Genomic DNA, 17,439 nt, shown 5'->3' on the forward strand with positions numbered 1-17,439 from the left:
TCAAGCTAATTTTGCCCGAGGATCCAATATGACCGATATATTTATGCAGGCCGCAATAGCGCAGGCTGAAAAAAGCTTAGCCGAGGGCGGTATTCCCATTGGCTCGGTGCTGGTGATTGATGGCAAGATTGTCGGTGCCGGCCACAACCAGCGAGTGCAAAAGGGCAGTTGCGTATTGCACGCGGAAATGGATTGCCTGGAAAACGCTGGCCGCTTAACCGCCGCCGAGTATCGGCGCGCGACGCTGTACTCTACCTTATCACCCTGCGATATGTGCAGCGGCACGGTACTACTGTATGGCATTCCCAAAGTAGTTATTGGTGAAAACCAGACGTTTCAGGGGCCACAGGTTTATTTGCAAAGCCGCGGTGTCACTGTCGAAAATCAGCAAAATGAAAGGTGTATAAAGCTAATGCAGGACTTTATTGCCGCTAAACCACAGCTGTGGTTTGAAGATATTGGCGAGTAGAGCGAAGCAGCCGCTGGCTGCGTTTCGCCAACCTGGGTTTTAATGTAGAGACAATGACCATGTGGTTACAAAAAGAATTGATGTTAAAAGCAAAACCAAGGGGCTTTCATTTAATTACCGCTGAAGTGTTGCAGCAGTTGCCCGAGCTTAAGCAACTGTCTATTGGCTTGTGTCATATTTTTATTAAACATAGTTCTGCCTCTTTAACGATTAATGAAAATGCTGATCTGACTGTACGCCAGGACTTTGAGCAATTTTTCAGTAAAGCGGTACCAGAAAACGAGCCTTACTATACTCATACTTATGAAGGTAGTGACGATTTACCAGCACACCTGAAAAGTAGCTTACTTGGCAGCAGCGTATCCATTCCAATTGCTGGCGGCAGCTTGTGTCTGGGTACCTGGCAGGGTATTTATCTGGGCGAGCACCGCAACCATGCTGGTAGCAGAACACTGGTTATTACCGTGCAAGGTGAATAAAGTAGCGTTTCAGGATTTTATCTATGTGCTATCGAGATAAACTTGCGCTTTCATAAGGCGTTTGACTTTTTTGTTCAAATGTCAGAAGTGGAAACAGATATACTTCTTATCGTCTGGCTACAGTATTCCATGTTTTTAAGAAGGAGTAACAATGCAATATGTGAAATTTTTGGTGGTCGATGACTCGCCAACCGTTATTAGCGTTGTCAGCAGTGCACTGTTAAACAGATTGGGTGCTGAAACGGTTTATACTGCAAAAAATGGCCAGGAAGCGTTGAAGATTCTGGAAACAAAAGATATCGATATCATTATTTCAGATTGGGAAATGCCGTTGCTAAGCGGTGTAGGGCTGTTAAAACATGTTAGAAAAAATCATAAGATTAAAGATATTCCCTTTATTATGATGACGGCTAATGGCGGCAGAGACTATGTGATCACTGCAATGCAGCATGGCGTTAGCCAGTACGTTGTTAAGCCCTTCAGCGCAGATAAATTAGAAGATGCCATTAACAAGTCCTGGAATGGCGCAAAAAAGCGTAATGCCGTGCGCGTGTCTGGCCTGCCGCCACACAAAGTGTGTTTACATACCCCGCAAGCAAAGTTAACGCCGAAGGTAAAAAATATCAGTAAAACCGGTGTCATGTTGCAGCTGACCTACAACGAGCAAATAAAGCTGTTTGACCGGTACCAACTGGATATTACGTTAGATGAGCTTAGCCATGACAGTGCTTACTCTATCAGCAAGCTGACAGGCAAGGTCATTCGGATTGAAGCGGACGATGTTAACGACAGCGGTTCCGCCCTGTGTAATGTCGCATTACACTTTGTCAAAGAGGCTATTAGCGACCAGACGCAGACCGCGCTGACATCGGTGCTGGAATATCTGAGCATTAACATTCCTCAGATAATTGATAATAAGTAGTGGTGCGGATGTCACATCTAAACGTCAACAGCTGAATTAACTTTCAGTTGCAAATAAAAACTATTCTCATTAGCATTTACATTGTGAGCTAAACGCTTTACTATTTTGGCTCCTGATTTTTAAACGACTAACAAGAATAGAAACTTATTTATGACTGAACGTAAACATCCTCTCTCAACATTTGGCTCTCAGGCTCTTTTCACCGCATTAGCACTTAATGCCGTCCACAGTAGCGCTACTGAGATGGTAGATACCTGTGTCGCCACCGACACGCAATGCACTCAGGAAGCAATTGAACTGATTAAAGTACATGGAGTACGCAGCTCTGTTTACAGTGTAAAACAGTCGGGCGACCTGCGCCGCCTGGCTGAACTGACTGACACGCCGCACACCATTACTGTACTGACAAAAGATCAGATCGAAGAGTCGGGTAAAACAGACTTAAAAGAAATTCTGGCTGCTCAGGCAGGCGTTACGCTTGGCACGGGTGAAAATGGTAACGCTTTTGGCGATCGTTATATTATTCGCGGCCATGAGGCACGCTCTGATGTATTTGTGGATGGGTTGCGAGACCCTGGCATGACCACGCGCGAGAGCTTTGCAACCGAACAAATTGAAATTACCAAAGGGCCAAGTTCAACCTTCGCCGGTCGCGGCTCATCAGGTGGTGCCGTAAATAGCATTACCAAAAAAGCTTCTACGTCATACAGTTTTGGTCGGGTCGATGCCAGTGTCGGTAGCGATGAGCACCACAGGCTGGTGCTGGATTACAATACACCCATTACTACGGATACCGCATTTCGGTTAAACCTGCTAAGTACCGCAGAAGATGCACCAAACCGCGACGGGATCAGCCGTAACAGAGACGGCGCGTTGCTCTCTGGCGTATACGACAACGCTGCTAATTTGCGGGTATATGCCGATGGCTACTACCTGAATGCCGCTGATAAACCAGATTTAGGCAGTTACTTTAACCTTGAAAGCCGTAAGCCGGTCAGTGATATCCCGGTATACGCGCAGGAAGAAGACTTCTTAGATTCAGACGTGTCAGCCTTTACCCTTCGCACCGAATATAACATTAGTGACAACGTAAGATTTTACAATGCAACACGCTATGGCCAAACCAGCAATGGCTACCTTGCTACGGGAGCCAGGGGCACAGTTCGCTCAGAGGATGATCCGCAGGCTCCCGGTGCGTCAACTATAGGCTTAAGTACCCATCAAGGCTGGCAGGATGTGGAATATTTCGCCACCCAATTTAACCTGTTCTGGGATCTGAAAACTGCCCGTGTTGAGCACAAGTTGTTGTTCGGTTTAGAGTTTACCGACGAGTCGGTCGATAATGGCGTGTACGACATCAGTTATAATAACAGCCCTAATTGCACTACGACAGGTCGCTCAGGCTCTCAACCGGGCTATTGTTTACTGGATGCAGACGGGCAGGTGTATCAAAACAGCAGCCGCATTATTGGCCGCAGTTACAGCAAAGATGCGTCCGATGCGCTGTTCTCTGCTAACACTATTGCGTTTTATGCTATGGATACTGCCAAAATAAATGAGTATTGGCAGGTGTTTGCCGGGCTGAGGCTTGATCAAATAGACTACAGCAATGACGTCGTCAGCCGCGGCGATGCTATTGACTATGCGTACAAAGATAATTTCTACAACGGTCATGTTGGCATCGTCTACAGCATTACCGACGAGGGCAATTTGTATCTGAGTTACTCAACTGCGACCAATATTAATGGTGGTGAGTCGGATCTGGGCGCCAATTGCGGCTATGGTGGTTTGTGTGGTGATCCTGAGCAGGCGGCTATGGCCGATCCGGAAACCGTGCAGAATATAGAGTTTGGCACCAAATGGGCGGTGCTGAATGAAAAATTGTTTATTGCCGCCGCCGTGTTTCAGATGACAAAAACAGATGTGATGGAAAGCGTGGGTGATGCTTATTCAACCTTAGGTACCTTAAATACCGGTAAAAACCGCATTCAGGGGGTAGAAATTGCACTAAATGGTGCTGTTACCGATAAACTCAGCCTGCAGGCCAGCGCGGCGATAATGGATTCAGAGGTTATGGCTTCGATAGACCCTGCAAACCTTGGTCTGGAACTGAGTAACTTTGCCAATAACAGTTTCTATTTACAGATGCGGTATCAGCTGACCGAGGCCTTTGCATTTGGTGGTGATTACAGCTATCAGAGCGAAATGTTCGGTGGCCAGCCTGATACTGCCGCTGGCTATGATACTGAAAATGGCTACTACAGCATCAGAGTGCCAGGTTATGCAGTGGTTAACGTGTTTGCCAATTACAACGTTAATGACTCCACTACAGTGAGAGTCAATATTGGCAACGTCAGCGACAAAGAATACTGGACCGCTGCATACCGCTCTGGCAGCTTTATGTATCTGGGCGATGCGCGCTCCATCAAAGCAACCCTGACTTACGAATTTTAATAACAGCAATTAAGGAGTCGTTCCGGTGGTGGTCATAAAACAACTTTTATCAGCGGCAGAAGTGAAAGAGTACAGAGCATTACTGCACGTTGCACCCTGGAACGACGGTATCACTACAGCAATGGGGATGGCGGCATCGGTTAAAAAAAACGGCCAGGCCGATGCTGGTGACAACCAGGTTCAGCAACTGGCAAATCGTTTGCTGGCAAGGCTTGGGCATACTCCAGCTTTACTTTCAGCGGCACTGCCGCATCGTATCTTTCCACCTTGTTTTAATTGCTATGGTGAGGGAGAAACCTACGGGCTACACGTTGACGCGGCAATAATGCGTATGCCAAATAATGAGATACTGCGCTCAGACTTGTCGATGACCACCTTTTTATCTGAACCAGACGAATATCAGGGTGGCGAGTTGGTTATAGAAACTGAATTTGGCCAACAACGCGTTAAGTTATCTGCTGGTGATGCGGTGTTGTATTCATCAGGCAGTTTACATAAGGTGACACCAGTAACCCGGGGCCAGCGTTTTGCGGCGATAACCTGGATCCAGAGTTTAATTCCGGATAGCCAAATGCGTAATACATTGCATCAGCTTGACCAAAGTATCCAGAATCTGCTGACCAATCCGGCGGTAGCGCGCGAGCAATTAGACCAGTTACATCATGTCTACCATAATCTTATCCGCCAACATTCGCAGGTGTGAGCATGTATCTGTTATAGGTACCATAAAATTTTCTCTGCTTTTAGCGTAACACGTTAAAAGTTTCCAGTGACGCGCACTGATGAATACTTCTCGCCCATCAAAGCTCAGGAGCATACCTGAGCTTTGATGACAGAATGGTTACTGGCAACTGCCGCAGCACATCTGGCCGTCGGCTCCGTGGTTTGCTCTGGCAGGTTGTACGAATAAGATCTCATTTTCCAGCAAAATATGCTGCATTAAATCTTCTTTCAGTTCCTTTAACCCCAGATATAGCGCAGTCCAGGTATTACAGGCATCGGCAGGTAAGGTTATGTTGTTAGTCAGCATATCTAACGTTCCCAACGCATCGCCGTGTTGCAGATGTTCCTCTTCCATTACGCTGATTGGCCCTGAGGGATAAATCCCACCTGCCAGCATTGGAAACAGAATTTGCTCCTCTTTTACCATATGACTTTCCAGCTCCTGATACATATCTTCCAGGTGTTGTGTTAGCCCAGTCGGGCAATTTGGATCATCAGCATGTACGTGCTCAACACGCCTTGCCAGCCTGATGACCTCAGGCAATTGCAGCCGATGCCGCTGGTGAAACCGATGTAAAATATGCTCAATAAGATCTTTTACCGGTTTCGCGCGCCAATCAGTAATGTCTCCGTCTTGCTGTTGTAATACGCTTAGGGCGTCAAGAATTGGAGTAGCATCCTGTTCTTTTTTTGCCAGCGCTTCACGTAAGCTATGTTGGCCGCCACAGCAAAAATCCAGTTTATACTGATGAAATACGGCAGTGGCACCAGCAAGTGTAGTGGCGATTTGCCCTAAAGACTGATCTAAAAACGATATAGTTGTGAAAGACATACTAACTCCTGCTTGATTAATTTAAGGGGCGCGTTAACAACGCGGTTAACGTTAGATGGCAAGAGTCAGGCCATAACTACCACCTTTGATTTATATGGCTTTATTTTGCACTGTGGTAAATTGCACCCACTAAAGTCTGGGTAATAAATACTCAAGGGTAAAAATAACCATGTTGCAAGAAAGTTTAATTGCCGATTTAGTCACTGAGTTACCTGCGGCCGTGCGCCTGCAAAGACTGGTGAGTACATTACGCAGCCATTTCAGCTGTGGTGCGGTAGGTCTGCTAAGGCTCGAGCATGAAGCCCTTAAACCGGTTGCGCTGCATGGTTTAGTGCGTGAAGCGCAGGGCCGGCGTTTTGTAGTGGCAGAACATCCTCGGTTAGCGGCTATTCTGGCCAGTCGCAACCCGGTGCGGTTTGAACCTGAATCTGAGTTACCGGATCCTTACGATGGTTTGCTGGAGGATCAGCCGGGTCAGGTCTTGCCAGTGCATGATTGTATGGGCATCTCTCTGTTTGTCGAAGGGCGCTGCTGGGGAGTGCTAACCCTGGATGCGTTGCAGGCCGGTAGCTTTTCTCAGGCGGCTGTGTATGAGTTGCAGCGCTACAGCCTGTTGGTTGAGGCCGCAGTGCGGATGACAGAGCTGGAACAAGCAAACCGGGCACTTCGGCTTAATCATCAGGCAGATGAACAGCAATTTGAACCTGCTGCGAAACAGCGCTATGAGCTGATAGGTCAAAGCAAAGTGCTGCAACAAATTTTGCAGGAGCTAAGGGTGGTAGCCAGCTCAGATTTACCCGTGTTGTTACTCGGCGAGACAGGGGTGGGCAAAGAGTTATTTGCCCGGCATTTGCATCGAAGTTCAGCCCGCGCATCCAAACCAATGGTGTATATCAATTGCGCGGCATTACCGGAAAGCCTGGCAGAAAGCGAATTATTTGGTCATAGCAAAGGTGCATTTTCTGGTGCCCATACTGAACGGGCAGGTCGCTTTGAAGCCGCTGATGGCGGTACGCTGTTTCTGGATGAGGTTGGAGAGCTGCCGCTATCGGTGCAAGCTAAGTTACTCAGAGTATTGCAAGATGGTGAAATTCAACGTTTGGGCTCAGATAAAACCCGGTTGGTTAATGTGCGCTTGGTTGCCGCAACCAATCGTGATTTAAAGCATCAGGTGAAAAGTGGCGAGTTTAGGGCCGACTTATATCATCGGTTATCGGTGTACCCGTTGCCGATACCGCCCTTGCGGGAAAGGCCTGATGATATTCCACTGTTGGCCGGACATTTTTTAGAGCTAAACCGCAGCCGTTTAGGGTTGCGAGCGCTGCGTTTATCTTACGATGCTGAATTAGCAATATTAAGTTATAGCTGGCCGGGTAATGTCCGCGAGCTGGAACATGTAATAAGCCGGGCGGCGATTAAAGCATTAAGTCATGGCGCATCCCGCACTGACATTGTTACTCTGGAGGCGGCATTGCTTGATCTGGATACCGTGCCCTCAGCCATTGCACACAATGAAACAAATGAGGTGCTGCAATTAAGCGGTATACCGTTAAAGCAAGCGGTCAACCAACTGCAACGACAAATGATTCAACAGGCAATAAGCCAGCACAACGGCAGTTGGTCGTTAGCTGCCCGTCAGCTGGAGCTTGATCCCAGCAACCTGCATAAGCTGGCACAAAGGTTGGGCCTTAAATGAATGGTAAAAGACATAATGTGGCACTATAGCCGGATGCTGTGCTGGCGGGCACTGGCCATTGTCAGCTTAGCGCTGGGGCTGTTAGGCATACCCTTGCCGGGCATGCCGACGGTACCTTTTATTTTGCTTAGCGCCTGGTCGGCAGGTAAAGGCTGGCCTGCATTGGAGCAACGATTGCTGACACATCCGCAATTAGGCCCACCCATTCTGGCCTGGCGCCAAAACGGGGTGGTGCCGCGTCGCGCCAAATACCTGGCCAGCGGCATGATGCTGATCAGCGTGGTGCTGTTACAGTTCTCAGCAGCGCCCTTGATCCTAAGACTGTTGCTGCCATGTTTTATATTAATGGTGGCGCTTTGGCTATGGCGCCGCCCCGAACAAGCGATACAGGATAACAATGATGACTAAGCCTACTGATCCGCCAGCCCTTAATGCAGAGCAAGCGATGCGTTATAGCCGCCAGCTGATGCTGCCGGCAATGGATTTTCGTGGTCAGGAGGCTTTACTGGCAAGTAAGGTGCTTTTGGTTGGCATGGGCGGGCTTGGTTGTGCGGCAGCCCCTTATTTAGTGGCCAGCGGTATCGGCAGTATTACCCTGGTAGACGATGACACTATTGACCGTAGTAATCTGCAACGGCAAATTTTGTATCGGGAAGCTGATATCGGGCTTAGTAAAGTGCAACAGGCTGCCGCGGGTTTACGCCAGTTAAACTCTGACATTGAAATACACGCGTTGCAGCAACGTTTAACTGCAGACGGTTTAGCTGAGCTGATACCCCAATTTTCACTGGTACTTGATTGCACCGATAACCTTGACACCCGCAATGCCATTAACGCCGCCTGTGTTAAGGCGAAAGTGCCGTTGGTATCAGGTGCGGCGATCCGCTTCGAGGGCCAGGTGGCCAGCTTTAGTATGCAAGACGATGATGCCTGCTATCACTGTTTAAGCCAGTTATTTGGTGAGCAGCAACTTAGCTGTATGGAAGCCGGTATTCTAAGCCCGGTAGTGGGTGTTATCGGCACCATGCAGGCGCTGGAAGCGGTAAAAATTCTGGCGAAAGTAGGTGCGCCGCTGTATGGCAAATTACAGTTATTTGATGCTTTGACCAGCCAATGGCGCCAGTTTGGTTTAAGCAAAGACCCGGGCTGCACTGTTTGTGGTTAATGCTTGCTGCGATTACCGCAGTGCCGGCTTAGCCGTTTGTGGCAGTATATCGCTATGCACCTTTTGCAATAGTTTATAAGCATCACCTAAATCACAGTTTTCATGCTCACGTTTTTTATAACCCATTGACGTTAACTCAATATGCCAGGTTGGCACCACATCTACTGTGGCCAGGGTTTGTTTTACACAGTTAAGCGGGCAGCCATCGACAGCAAGAATTGACCGGCCAGACTGCGCGACTTTTACCAGCTGCTTTACCTTGCCACCCACTCCGGCAATACAGGACATTTGCGCTGAACCTTCGCGATCCAGTACTACGGCTAAATCGTTGGCCAGCTGCGCGACGTTAGAGCAGCCGGAGCAAGAATATACCAGGGGTTTGTCGTTGTAATCAGGGCTCATAGCGGGCACCGTTGTTGAATGACTATCTACCCAGTGTAAAAGCTGCAGCGCGCGGCGACTTGATATAAATCAAAGCCGCGCCGCAGTTACCACTTCAGAGGTAATCTCGTTCAGAGGTAATCTCGCTTCAGCCAGGCCGGCCGTCTGGCCTTGGCGTTGTTAGCACCGGGAAATACACCAGTACGTACAACAAGTAGGCCAGCACCCAGCCGCCGACGCCCAGCCATAGCCACTGCATGGTTTGTGCTGGCCATAGCCAGATCAGCAGGGTACGGCTGACAGCAGCGGCGAGCACCAGCAAAAATGCCAGCGACATAATGGTATGCGGTTTTAACATGCGGCCGCTGTGACCCAACGACACCCGGGCCATCATGCTTAAAATCATACTGCCCATAGCACCGGCGGTTAACGTGTGCAGCGCAACGCTATTGCTGATATTAACACCGGCGTAGCGGGCGCTGTAGAGTGCCAGGCCAATTGGGATACACCAATACGCCACATGCAGCGACCACAACAGCGGCACTTTTAAGGTGATCCATATTTTCCAGCGCAGGCAGCGCAGCGCGGTTAAGGCAGCGCTAAGCGCAAATAACCCACTGATTGCCATGGCAGGCAGATATTGGGTAAAGGCAAAAAAGTGCAATACAAAAATCAGCCAGAGTGAGCCCAGCGCAACGCGATCCAGCCAAAGCCAGGCTTCCACCTTTTTAGTTTGGGTGCCATTAGCGGTAAACATCGGCAATACCCGACCACCGACGATGGCCATCAGTAACGTCACTAACCAGACCGCATTCTGGCTGCCAAGTTGAATCAGTTCAAAGCGGTTAGTGGCGACGCCAATGTACATCAGGGCATTGCAAGCGGTAAGTAACAGCAGTACCGGGATAAAAAATAAGTTTCTGGTTTGTCCGGTTTGTAGTAAAGGCTTTGCGAGCAGAAAGGCGCAAACCGGTAAAAAGCTCAGATCCACAGCTGCGACTAACAGCAGCGGCAGGTCCTGACCAAAAAGTAGTAGTAATCTGCCTGCCAGCCACAACAGACTGATAAACAGCAAACTTTTACCATGCGGTGCGCGCAGACCGGTCCAGTTTTGTACTGCGGTTAGCAAAAAACCGATGATAATCGCAGTAACAAAACCAAACAGCATTTCATGGCTATGCCAGAACAAGACATTGGCGAAGGGTTTAAGCTGAATGTGACCGGAAAGCGTCAAACCCCAAAGTAGCATAGCAATAGCGCTAAACGCTGCACCACATAAAAACATTGGCCGAAACGCCTGGCGTAGCAGTGGTAACAGCTTTTGTTCGGTTGCCAGATCAGTTATTTGCATGGTGGGTCCTCATGTTCAAAAGGTATATCGTCATCAAGTAAAAAATTGTCGCGGCGCGCCTGAGCCAATTTTTGTTGGTACTGCGCCGCCTGATTAGCAAAAAACATGGTGATCATACACATCGCCAATACGCCATATAGAATCATAAAACAGCCGGTAATGATGCCCAGAGCATCTTGTGCCAGGCCAAATACAATAGGCAGGGTGCAGCCACCGAGCGCACCAATAGCCGCAACAAATCCACCGGTGCTACCCATATGATGTGGGTAGTAATCGTGGATGACTTTATACACGCTGGCTCTGCCGAAGCCCTGAGCTACGCCGATGACAAATATCAGTAAGGTAAACCACCAGACATTTAAACCAATCTCTAATTGTACGTTTTTCTCCATGCCATGAATAATCAGCGTAGTGGGTGGATAGCTTAAGAAAAACAGACAGATAATGCAGACCCAGAACACACTCCAGTTTACCGCACGACCGCCGTAGCGATCAGCAAACCAACCGCCCAGTGCTCTTACCATGCTGGAGGTAGCGACAAAAAATAAGGTAAAGGCCATTGCATGCGGTGCACTCATTGCATAGGCTTGCATATAATATTGCGGTAGCCATAACAGCAATGCTAAAAAGCTGCCAAAAACAAAATAATAATAGAGTGAAAAGCGCCAGATCCTGGCGTCACTGGCCAGTTGACGCAGACTTAGTGAGGGGGTTTCAGGATAAGCCTGAGCCGGTTCAGCCGGCGAAAAAACGGCAAACAGGGTGGTAATCATCAGCATGCCTGCTGCATACAATGGGCCTACCCACTGCCAGCCAAGATGATGGATGGTCAGAGGCACCAGTACAAAGGTTATCGCCACCCCGGCATTACCAACCCCGAATAGCCCAAGTGCCCGGCCCTGGCGGCTGGAAGCAAACCAGCTACTGACGTAGCGTACACCCAGGGTAAAAGATACACCGCTTAACCCAAACCACAGGCCCAGAAATAAGTAACCAGCATAGCTGCTAACCAGCGGTAGCATTAGCAGTGCCGGAATGATTATCAGCATTTGATATATCCAAATACGGCGACTGCTGATCCGATCAGCCAGCATGCCGAAGGGCAGTCGCAACACGGCGCCGCTTAAGATAGGTGCTGCCAGCAAAATGCCATATTCGGTAGCACTTAAACTAAGTTGTTGTTGCAACGTGATGCCCATAACGGCATATAGCGTCCAAACCGAAAAGCAAGCCGCAAAAGCCAGCGTTGCCAGTAATAGGGCTCTGTTCGCTTCAGGCAATGTGGCCTGGGCCAGTGTCGTCGGAGCGCGGTGCGCCATAGCAAATATCCGCTGCAAATGATTACTGCGTAGTGTAACGCCAAAGCGAGCTGTTGCCGCAGCAATGAGGGTGTACCTCCGACGCGCTGGTGAAGGCAATGCCCGCCACAGGGTTAAACCCATGTAGGTAGGTAGTATCGGTAGCTGGCAGGGTGCGGCAGTGCTACGAACTACCTATAAAGTAGTATCTGTTTGTTTTTATGGGAAAACCTGACTGAGCAGCTTTGTTTTATATCAATGATTTTAGCCTTTTAGCTCTCTACACTAGGCGCAGTTAATTGTTAACTCTGTGGAGAATGTTATGGCTGGTCCTGCTTTAGCAACGCCAAGCGGTGGTGGGTTAAACCTGCTTAATTTCGCTGAACAAAAAATAAAAATGCTGCATCTAACCTGGTTTGCCTTTTTTCTAACCTTTGTGATCTGGTTCGCTCATGCGCCATTGCTGATCCATATTAAAGAAGCGCTGGCACTGACTGATGCTCAGGTTAAAGCGTTGCTGATTTTAAACGTTGCTATTACCATCCCGGCGCGGATAGTGGTGGGTATGCTGGTAGACCGTTATGGCCCCCGCATTATGTACTCCTTACTGTTGTTTATCTCCGCGTTGCTCTGTATTGGTTTTGCATTTGCTCAAACGTTTGATGCGCTGGCATTGTTTCGTTTTTTACTGGGCTTTGTCGGTGCCGGTTTTGTTGTGGGTATTCGTTTGGTGGGCGAGTGGTTTCCACACCATCAGGTCGGCACCGCTGAAGGTATTTATGGCGGTTGGGGTAACTTTGGTTCGGCCGCAGCAGCCATGACGCTACCGCTCCTGGCTCTGGCTTATGGTGGCGCAGACGGCTGGCGCTATGCCATTGGTACTGTAGGCGTTATCAGTGCGGTATATGCATTGGTGTTCTATAAATATGCCCGTAATACCCCTAAAGGCTCGGTGTATTTTAAACCGAAAAAAACCGGTGCCATGGTAGTGTCAAGCTGGGGTGCGCTTTGGGGCCTGATACTGATGAATATTCCTATGCATTTGGCCTTGGGGATGTTGGCCTGGCGGTTATCTCCAGCGGGCGTTAATTTGTTCTCTACTGATATGATGTATGTGTTCTGGGGCATATTGTTGCTGTTGTTTACGGTGCAAACTCAGCAAACCTGGCGGATTAATGTCGAGCATTTGCGTGCTGGTGTAGCGGAGGCTGATAAATACAGTTTTAAGCAGGTGAGTATCCTGAATATTGCCTATTTTGCCACCTTTGGCTCTGAGCTGGCCGTGGTTTCCATGCTGCCTTTGTACTTTCTGGAAACCTTTGAAGGCATCAGCGCCGTTAAAGCGGGTATGCTGGCATCAGGCTTTGCCTTTATGAATTTAGTATCGCGGCCGATGGGCGGTTGGTTCTCTGACAAATTTGGCCGGCGCAGAAGTATGCTGATGTTAATTGGCGGCCTGGCCGCTGGCTATTTCCTGATGGGTTTGATGGACAGCCATTGGTGGATCCCACTGGCGGTGCTGGCAACCATGGCCTGTAGCTTCTTTGTGCAGGCAGGTGAGGGCGCGGTGTTTGCCATAGTGCCACTGATTAAACGCAGCATGACCGGCCAGATCGCTGGCATGGCCGGTGCTTATGGTAACGTGGGTGCTGTGGTGTATTTAACGGTGCTAAGCTATGTCAGCTACAGTATGTTTTTCTATGTGATTGCAGCCTCTGCCCTGGTGGGCCTGGTTGCGGTTATGTTTTTGGACGACCCGAAAGGCCATATTACTGAAGTCGGGGAAGACGGTACTGTGCATCGGATTAACGTTGGTTAATGTGGTTATTGCTGGAAAAAGGATTAACAGGTGAGCCAATCTGAATTGCAACTTCGTTACAGCCTTGTCTGTGAGGCGGGCATCAAGCCGGCCAACGAGGATGCGGTGGCAGTTAATGTGCCCGATGACGCTCATCTGTTAACCTATAAAGGTGCCTGCTTTACACTGGCCGATGGTGTAAGCACCGCTGAGGCTGGCCAGCAAGCCAGTGAGCGGGCGGTCAGTCGTTTTTGCCGCGAATATAACCAGACACCCGATAGCTGGTCGGTAGCTTACAGCGCCACCCAGCTGCTTGCGACCATCAATAACGAGTTGTATGAGCTAAGCCATCAATTCGTGCATAACCAGAAGGGTTATCTGACCACTTTTACTGCACTGATTATTAAATCGCAAACTGCTCATTTTTTTCATATTGGCGATAGCCGTTTGTACCATTGGCGCGAAGGCGTGTTAGTACAACTGAGCCAGGACCACATCACGGTATTGTCTGAGCAGCGCCAGTTTTTGGGCCGGGCGCTGGGCATGGATGCGCGGGTTGAACCGCAGCAAGGTAGTATCAGCCTGCTGCCTGGCGACAAATTTTTGCTATGCTCAGATGGTATTTCCGATTTTATCAGTGCTGAGGTGTTACAGCGCGAGCTGTCCGTCGCGACAGACTTACCACTAACGGTGCAGCAGCTTAAGCAGCTGGCATTAGCCCAGGGCAGTGACGATAATATCAGCCTTATTTTGCTAGAAGCAGTAACATTACCTGAGCAAAGCCTGGACGATTTGAATGAGCACCTTACCCGGCTGCCATTTCCGCCGGCACTTCGCCCCGGCATGAAGCTGGATGGTTATAAGGTGCAACGCGAATTGTTTGCCAGCAGTCGCAGCCATTTATATTTGGTTGAAGATGAGAGCAGTGGCCTGCAGCTGGTGCTCAAATGTCCATCACTGAACTACGATGATGATATCTTATACATTGACCGCTTTATTCGCGAAGAATGGATAGGACTGCGAATAGAATCAAACTATGTGGTAAAGGTCGTGCGGCAACATCGGACACGAACGTTTTTGTATTATCTGATGGAATATCTGCCCGGCCAGAGTTTAGAGCAATGGTATGAGCGCCAGCCAAAGCCATTAAAGCCTGCAATCGCAATAAAGCTGGTTACACAGATTGCCGAGGGTTTAAAGGCTTTTCACCGGATGGGTGCCATTCATCAGGACTTAAAACCCGGCAATATTATTTACCTGGAAGACGGCAGCCTGAAAATTGTCGATTTTGGCTCGGTATACGTGGCCGGTCTGGCCGAAATATACAGTCCACTGCAACACGAAGCCGCGCTGGGTACGGCGGCGTATTCTGATCCGCATTATTTGCTGGGCCATAACTCCGGCGTGCAGGGAGATATTTATGCCCTTGCTACCATCGCCTACGAGCTGTTCAGTGGTGGTCATTTACCTTATGGTCATACCGTTGAAAATTGTCGCACGGCGGCCGATTACGACAAACTGCGATATCGTAGTGCCAGCCAGTTTAACCCAGTCATTCCAACCTGGTTTGACCGTGCCTTGCAAAACGGGGTGAGTTTAGATTTATCGCAGCGCTATCAAAGTATTAATCAGCTACTGACCGATTTACAACAACCGAACCCGGCGTTTTTGCACGAGGAAGTTAAACAACAACACAAAACCAACCCGCTGCTATTCTGGCAGCTGCTATCGGGTTTCTGGTTTATCACGTTATTGCTGGTGGTGTGGCTGTTTTTGCTTCGTGGTTAACTTGCTTTTTTGAGGCTGTGGCGTTATAACGTTCAGATTGTGTAAAAGTCCGACGGCCAGTGCCGGCGGGCTTTTCTTTTTTTCAAAGGCTGTCATTTTCAGGAGTGTTTAATGAGTTCAAAACCTACCATTACTGTTTCCGCTGTCGACATGGACAGAATAGAAGCGCTGATTGAAAAAGTGTCTCGGATGACGCCAGAACTCGAAACGCTGGAGAGTGAGTTAGACCGCGCAACTATTGTTGAGCCGGTAAATATGCCAGCAGATGTAGTTAGTATGAATTCTACAGTGCGCTTTAAATTCGCCGGTGATAGCAAGGTGTTTGAGAAAACACTGGTATATCCGCAAGATGCTAGAAGTGAACATCAGATATCGATTTTCGCTCCTGTGGGGAGTGCGTTACTGGGGTTAGCTGTTGGTCAGTCACTGGAATGGCCGATGCCAAATGGTCAGAGCCGCACGGTAGAAATTCTCGAAGTGTTATATCAACCTGAACGCGTTGGAGAATATCAACGCTAAGTTACATATCGTGCCGGAGCTAATGGCTGCGGCACTATGTTCCACACTGCTATTTTTTTGGTCGAAACGGCTTAATCACATCTTCATCGCACTGCAAAAAGGGTCCATCCATTAAATCAATGCAGTAAGGCACCGCCGGAAATACCGCATCTAAACACTGGCGAATGGCTTTGGGCTTGCCGGGCAAATTAATAATCAGGCTGCTGCCGCGCAGGCCAGCAGTTTGACGAGATAATATTGCAGTTGGCACATACTTCAATGACTCCGTGCGCATTAATTCGCCAAAACCCGGCATCATTCTGTCGCATACGGCTTCGGTGGCCTCCGGTGTTACATCGCGCTTAGCCGGCCCGGTGCCGCCGGTGGTCACCACTAAGCAGCAGCCTTGCTCATCACAAAGCTCGCGCAGAGTTTGCTCTATCACCGTCTGCTCATCCGGGATCAGCCGGTATTCAGCCTGCCAGTTGCTGTTTAAATACTCCTTCAGGGTGTCGATAATCGCCTTGCCGGATAAATCCTCGTAAACGCCGGCACTGGCCCGGTCGCTTACTGTAACTATGCCAATTTTGGCGCTGGAGTTGCTCATTACACATCCTCTATTTAACTGAGGTTGCTACCTCGTTGCGCACAGCCGTAGAGTGTCTGAGCCGCCAAGGAGTGTAGAAACCGTTGGGTTAGCAATAAGTTTTAACCCGTCGCCATACCGGCTAAATTCAGCCAGTAACCATTGCTGTCGCTATTACCAAGCTGCTGTGGTGCTTTGCCGTCCACATTAGCTTTAAATTTGGCCAGCCAGTCAAAAGTACCGGTTTGTTGTGGGCTTAACCGTACTATATCCACTAAACCTTGCATAGCGCTAAGCTGATTTACCAGGTTGTAACGGTATCCCGATTGAGTTTGAATACCATTTAATACAAAAACCTGACTGCCATCCTGGCTTGTTACTTCACGCCCCTTTGGGTATTTAATGCAACAGAGTTCACATTGATCTTTACTGCGGTTCTCAGAGCGGGCGGTAAAGCAACGGCCACTCCAGGCCAGCGGCAAATGGCCCAGCGCAAATACTTCAGTGCTAAAACAGTCACGAATATCACTAATGATACTTTGGCTTAATACGTCACATAACCACTGTCCTGATAACTCAACCGGCACTACCCAACGAGTTAACCCCATACTCACCAGGCGACGCAGCGCATGCTGGTTATAGCAATTTATTGCTGCGCCGGCGACAAACGGCAAACCCTGATCCTGCAGCATGCTTATCGCACCCACATCGTTGGCTTCAATTAAAAACTCACCGTTATCAACGTATTTGCGTAATTCCCGCAGCTCACCGGGCGCTTCATATAATGTCATGGATGATAAGCACACCTGCTTCCCAGCGTCGCGCAGCATTTGCGCCAAAGCAAAGTAGTCTTCAAATTTTAACTCACGTCTTTTGCTACACACCGTTTCACCTAAATAGACAATATCAATGTCGCTCGCTGCGACCTCCCGGTAAAATTGCAGTATTTGAGCTTTGGGCCAGAAATAGAGGACTGGACCTAGTGAGAATTGCATGCGG

General features: G+C 49.0%; 17 protein-coding genes. 11 read left to right on the forward strand and 6 right to left on the reverse strand.

Annotated elements, in window-relative coordinates:
- Window positions 1-28: 28 nt before the first annotated feature.
- The 5 genes from B2X65_RS11625 to B2X65_RS11645 all read left to right on the forward strand — a co-directional run bounded on the left by B2X65_RS11625 (window position 29) and on the right by B2X65_RS11645 (window position 5,027).
- Window positions 29-469: a nucleoside deaminase gene (locus B2X65_RS11625; protein WP_290612702.1), complete on the forward strand. Its 441-nt coding sequence runs from the start codon at window positions 29-31 to the stop codon at window positions 467-469.
- A gap of 53 nt (window positions 470-522) precedes the next feature.
- Window positions 523-948 carry a secondary thiamine-phosphate synthase enzyme YjbQ gene (locus B2X65_RS11630; RefSeq protein ID WP_290612703.1) on the forward strand — a complete coding sequence of 142 codons (426 nt, stop codon included), beginning with the start codon at window positions 523-525 and terminating at the stop codon, window positions 946-948.
- A 151-nt stretch (window positions 949-1,099) separates the two neighbouring features.
- Window positions 1,100-1,870 (forward strand): response regulator, encoded by a 771-nt coding sequence (locus tag B2X65_RS11635; protein WP_290612704.1) that lies wholly within the window; start codon window positions 1,100-1,102, stop codon window positions 1,868-1,870.
- Between the two features lie 150 nt (window positions 1,871-2,020).
- Window positions 2,021-4,324, forward strand: a complete 2,304-nt coding sequence (locus B2X65_RS11640; protein WP_290612705.1) for a TonB-dependent receptor — start codon at window positions 2,021-2,023, stop codon at window positions 4,322-4,324.
- 25 nt (window positions 4,325-4,349) lie between these two features.
- On the forward strand, window positions 4,350-5,027 hold the full coding sequence (locus tag B2X65_RS11645) for a Fe2+-dependent dioxygenase (RefSeq protein WP_290612706.1): 678 nt from the start codon (window positions 4,350-4,352) through the stop codon (window positions 5,025-5,027).
- Window positions 5,028-5,165: 138 nt separating this feature from the next.
- Here the strand turns inward: B2X65_RS11645 and ytfE are convergent, their stop codons facing one another.
- Entirely contained in the window at window positions 5,166-5,879 is a 714-nt protein-coding gene (gene ytfE / locus B2X65_RS11650) for an iron-sulfur cluster repair protein YtfE (protein ID WP_290612707.1), read from the reverse strand.
- A 169-nt stretch (window positions 5,880-6,048) separates the two neighbouring features.
- Here ytfE and norR point away from each other — a divergent pair, with 169 nt between their 5' ends.
- Genes norR through moeB form a run of 3 tightly spaced genes read left to right on the forward strand, consistent with a single transcriptional unit; the run spans window position 6,049 to window position 8,740 of the window.
- Complete coding sequence (gene norR / locus B2X65_RS11655) at window positions 6,049-7,575, forward strand: nitric oxide reductase transcriptional regulator NorR (RefSeq protein WP_290612708.1); 1,527 nt, start codon at window positions 6,049-6,051, stop codon at window positions 7,573-7,575.
- Window positions 7,576-7,983: a YbaN family protein gene (locus B2X65_RS11660; protein WP_290612709.1), complete on the forward strand. Its 408-nt coding sequence runs from the start codon at window positions 7,576-7,578 to the stop codon at window positions 7,981-7,983.
- Window positions 7,973-8,740, forward strand: a complete 768-nt coding sequence (moeB, locus tag B2X65_RS11665) for a molybdopterin-synthase adenylyltransferase MoeB (RefSeq protein ID WP_290612710.1) — start codon at window positions 7,973-7,975, stop codon at window positions 8,738-8,740. The genes B2X65_RS11660 and moeB overlap by 11 nt, the downstream gene beginning before the upstream one ends.
- Before the next feature lie 12 nt (window positions 8,741-8,752).
- Here moeB and B2X65_RS11670 read toward each other — a convergent pair whose 3' ends face one another.
- The 3 genes from B2X65_RS11670 to B2X65_RS11680 form a co-directional block, all read right to left on the reverse strand.
- The gene (locus tag B2X65_RS11670) at window positions 8,753-9,142 is read right to left on the reverse strand and encodes a putative zinc-binding protein (RefSeq protein ID WP_290612711.1); all 390 of its coding nucleotides are present in this window, start codon (window positions 9,140-9,142) and stop codon (window positions 8,753-8,755) included.
- 127 nt (window positions 9,143-9,269) lie between these two features.
- Entirely contained in the window at window positions 9,270-10,472 is a 1,203-nt protein-coding gene (locus B2X65_RS11675) for an NnrS family protein (RefSeq protein WP_290612712.1), read from the reverse strand.
- Entirely contained in the window at window positions 10,463-11,791 is a 1,329-nt protein-coding gene (locus B2X65_RS11680; RefSeq protein WP_290612713.1) for an MFS transporter, read from the reverse strand. Before B2X65_RS11680 ends, B2X65_RS11675 begins: the two co-directional genes overlap by 10 nt.
- A gap of 301 nt (window positions 11,792-12,092) precedes the next feature.
- Here B2X65_RS11680 and B2X65_RS11685 point away from each other — a divergent pair, with 301 nt between their 5' ends.
- The 3 genes from B2X65_RS11685 (at window position 12,093) to rnk (ending at window position 15,875) form a co-directional block, all read left to right on the forward strand.
- Window positions 12,093-13,589, forward strand: coding sequence for a NarK family nitrate/nitrite MFS transporter (locus B2X65_RS11685; RefSeq protein ID WP_290612714.1), 1,497 nt, complete (start codon window positions 12,093-12,095; stop codon window positions 13,587-13,589).
- A 30-nt stretch (window positions 13,590-13,619) separates the two neighbouring features.
- On the forward strand, window positions 13,620-15,356 hold the full coding sequence (locus B2X65_RS11690; RefSeq protein WP_290612715.1) for a bifunctional protein-serine/threonine kinase/phosphatase: 1,737 nt from the start codon (window positions 13,620-13,622) through the stop codon (window positions 15,354-15,356).
- 111 nt (window positions 15,357-15,467) lie between these two features.
- Window positions 15,468-15,875, forward strand: a complete 408-nt coding sequence (rnk, locus tag B2X65_RS11695) for a nucleoside diphosphate kinase regulator (RefSeq protein WP_290612716.1) — start codon at window positions 15,468-15,470, stop codon at window positions 15,873-15,875.
- Between the two features lie 49 nt (window positions 15,876-15,924).
- On the opposite strand, the gene mog is transcribed toward rnk, so the two are convergent.
- Window positions 15,925-16,461 carry a molybdopterin adenylyltransferase gene (gene mog, locus B2X65_RS11700; RefSeq protein WP_290612717.1) on the reverse strand — a complete coding sequence of 179 codons (537 nt, stop codon included), beginning with the start codon at window positions 16,459-16,461 and terminating at the stop codon, window positions 15,925-15,927.
- Between the two features lie 101 nt (window positions 16,462-16,562).
- Entirely contained in the window at window positions 16,563-17,435 is an 873-nt protein-coding gene (locus tag B2X65_RS11705) for a U32 family peptidase (protein WP_290612718.1), read from the reverse strand.
- Window positions 17,436-17,439 lie beyond the last annotated feature (4 nt).

It is taken from the genome of Arsukibacterium sp. UBA3155 (assembly GCA_002364615.1).
Taxonomy (GTDB): domain Bacteria; phylum Pseudomonadota; class Gammaproteobacteria; order Enterobacterales; family Alteromonadaceae; genus Alishewanella.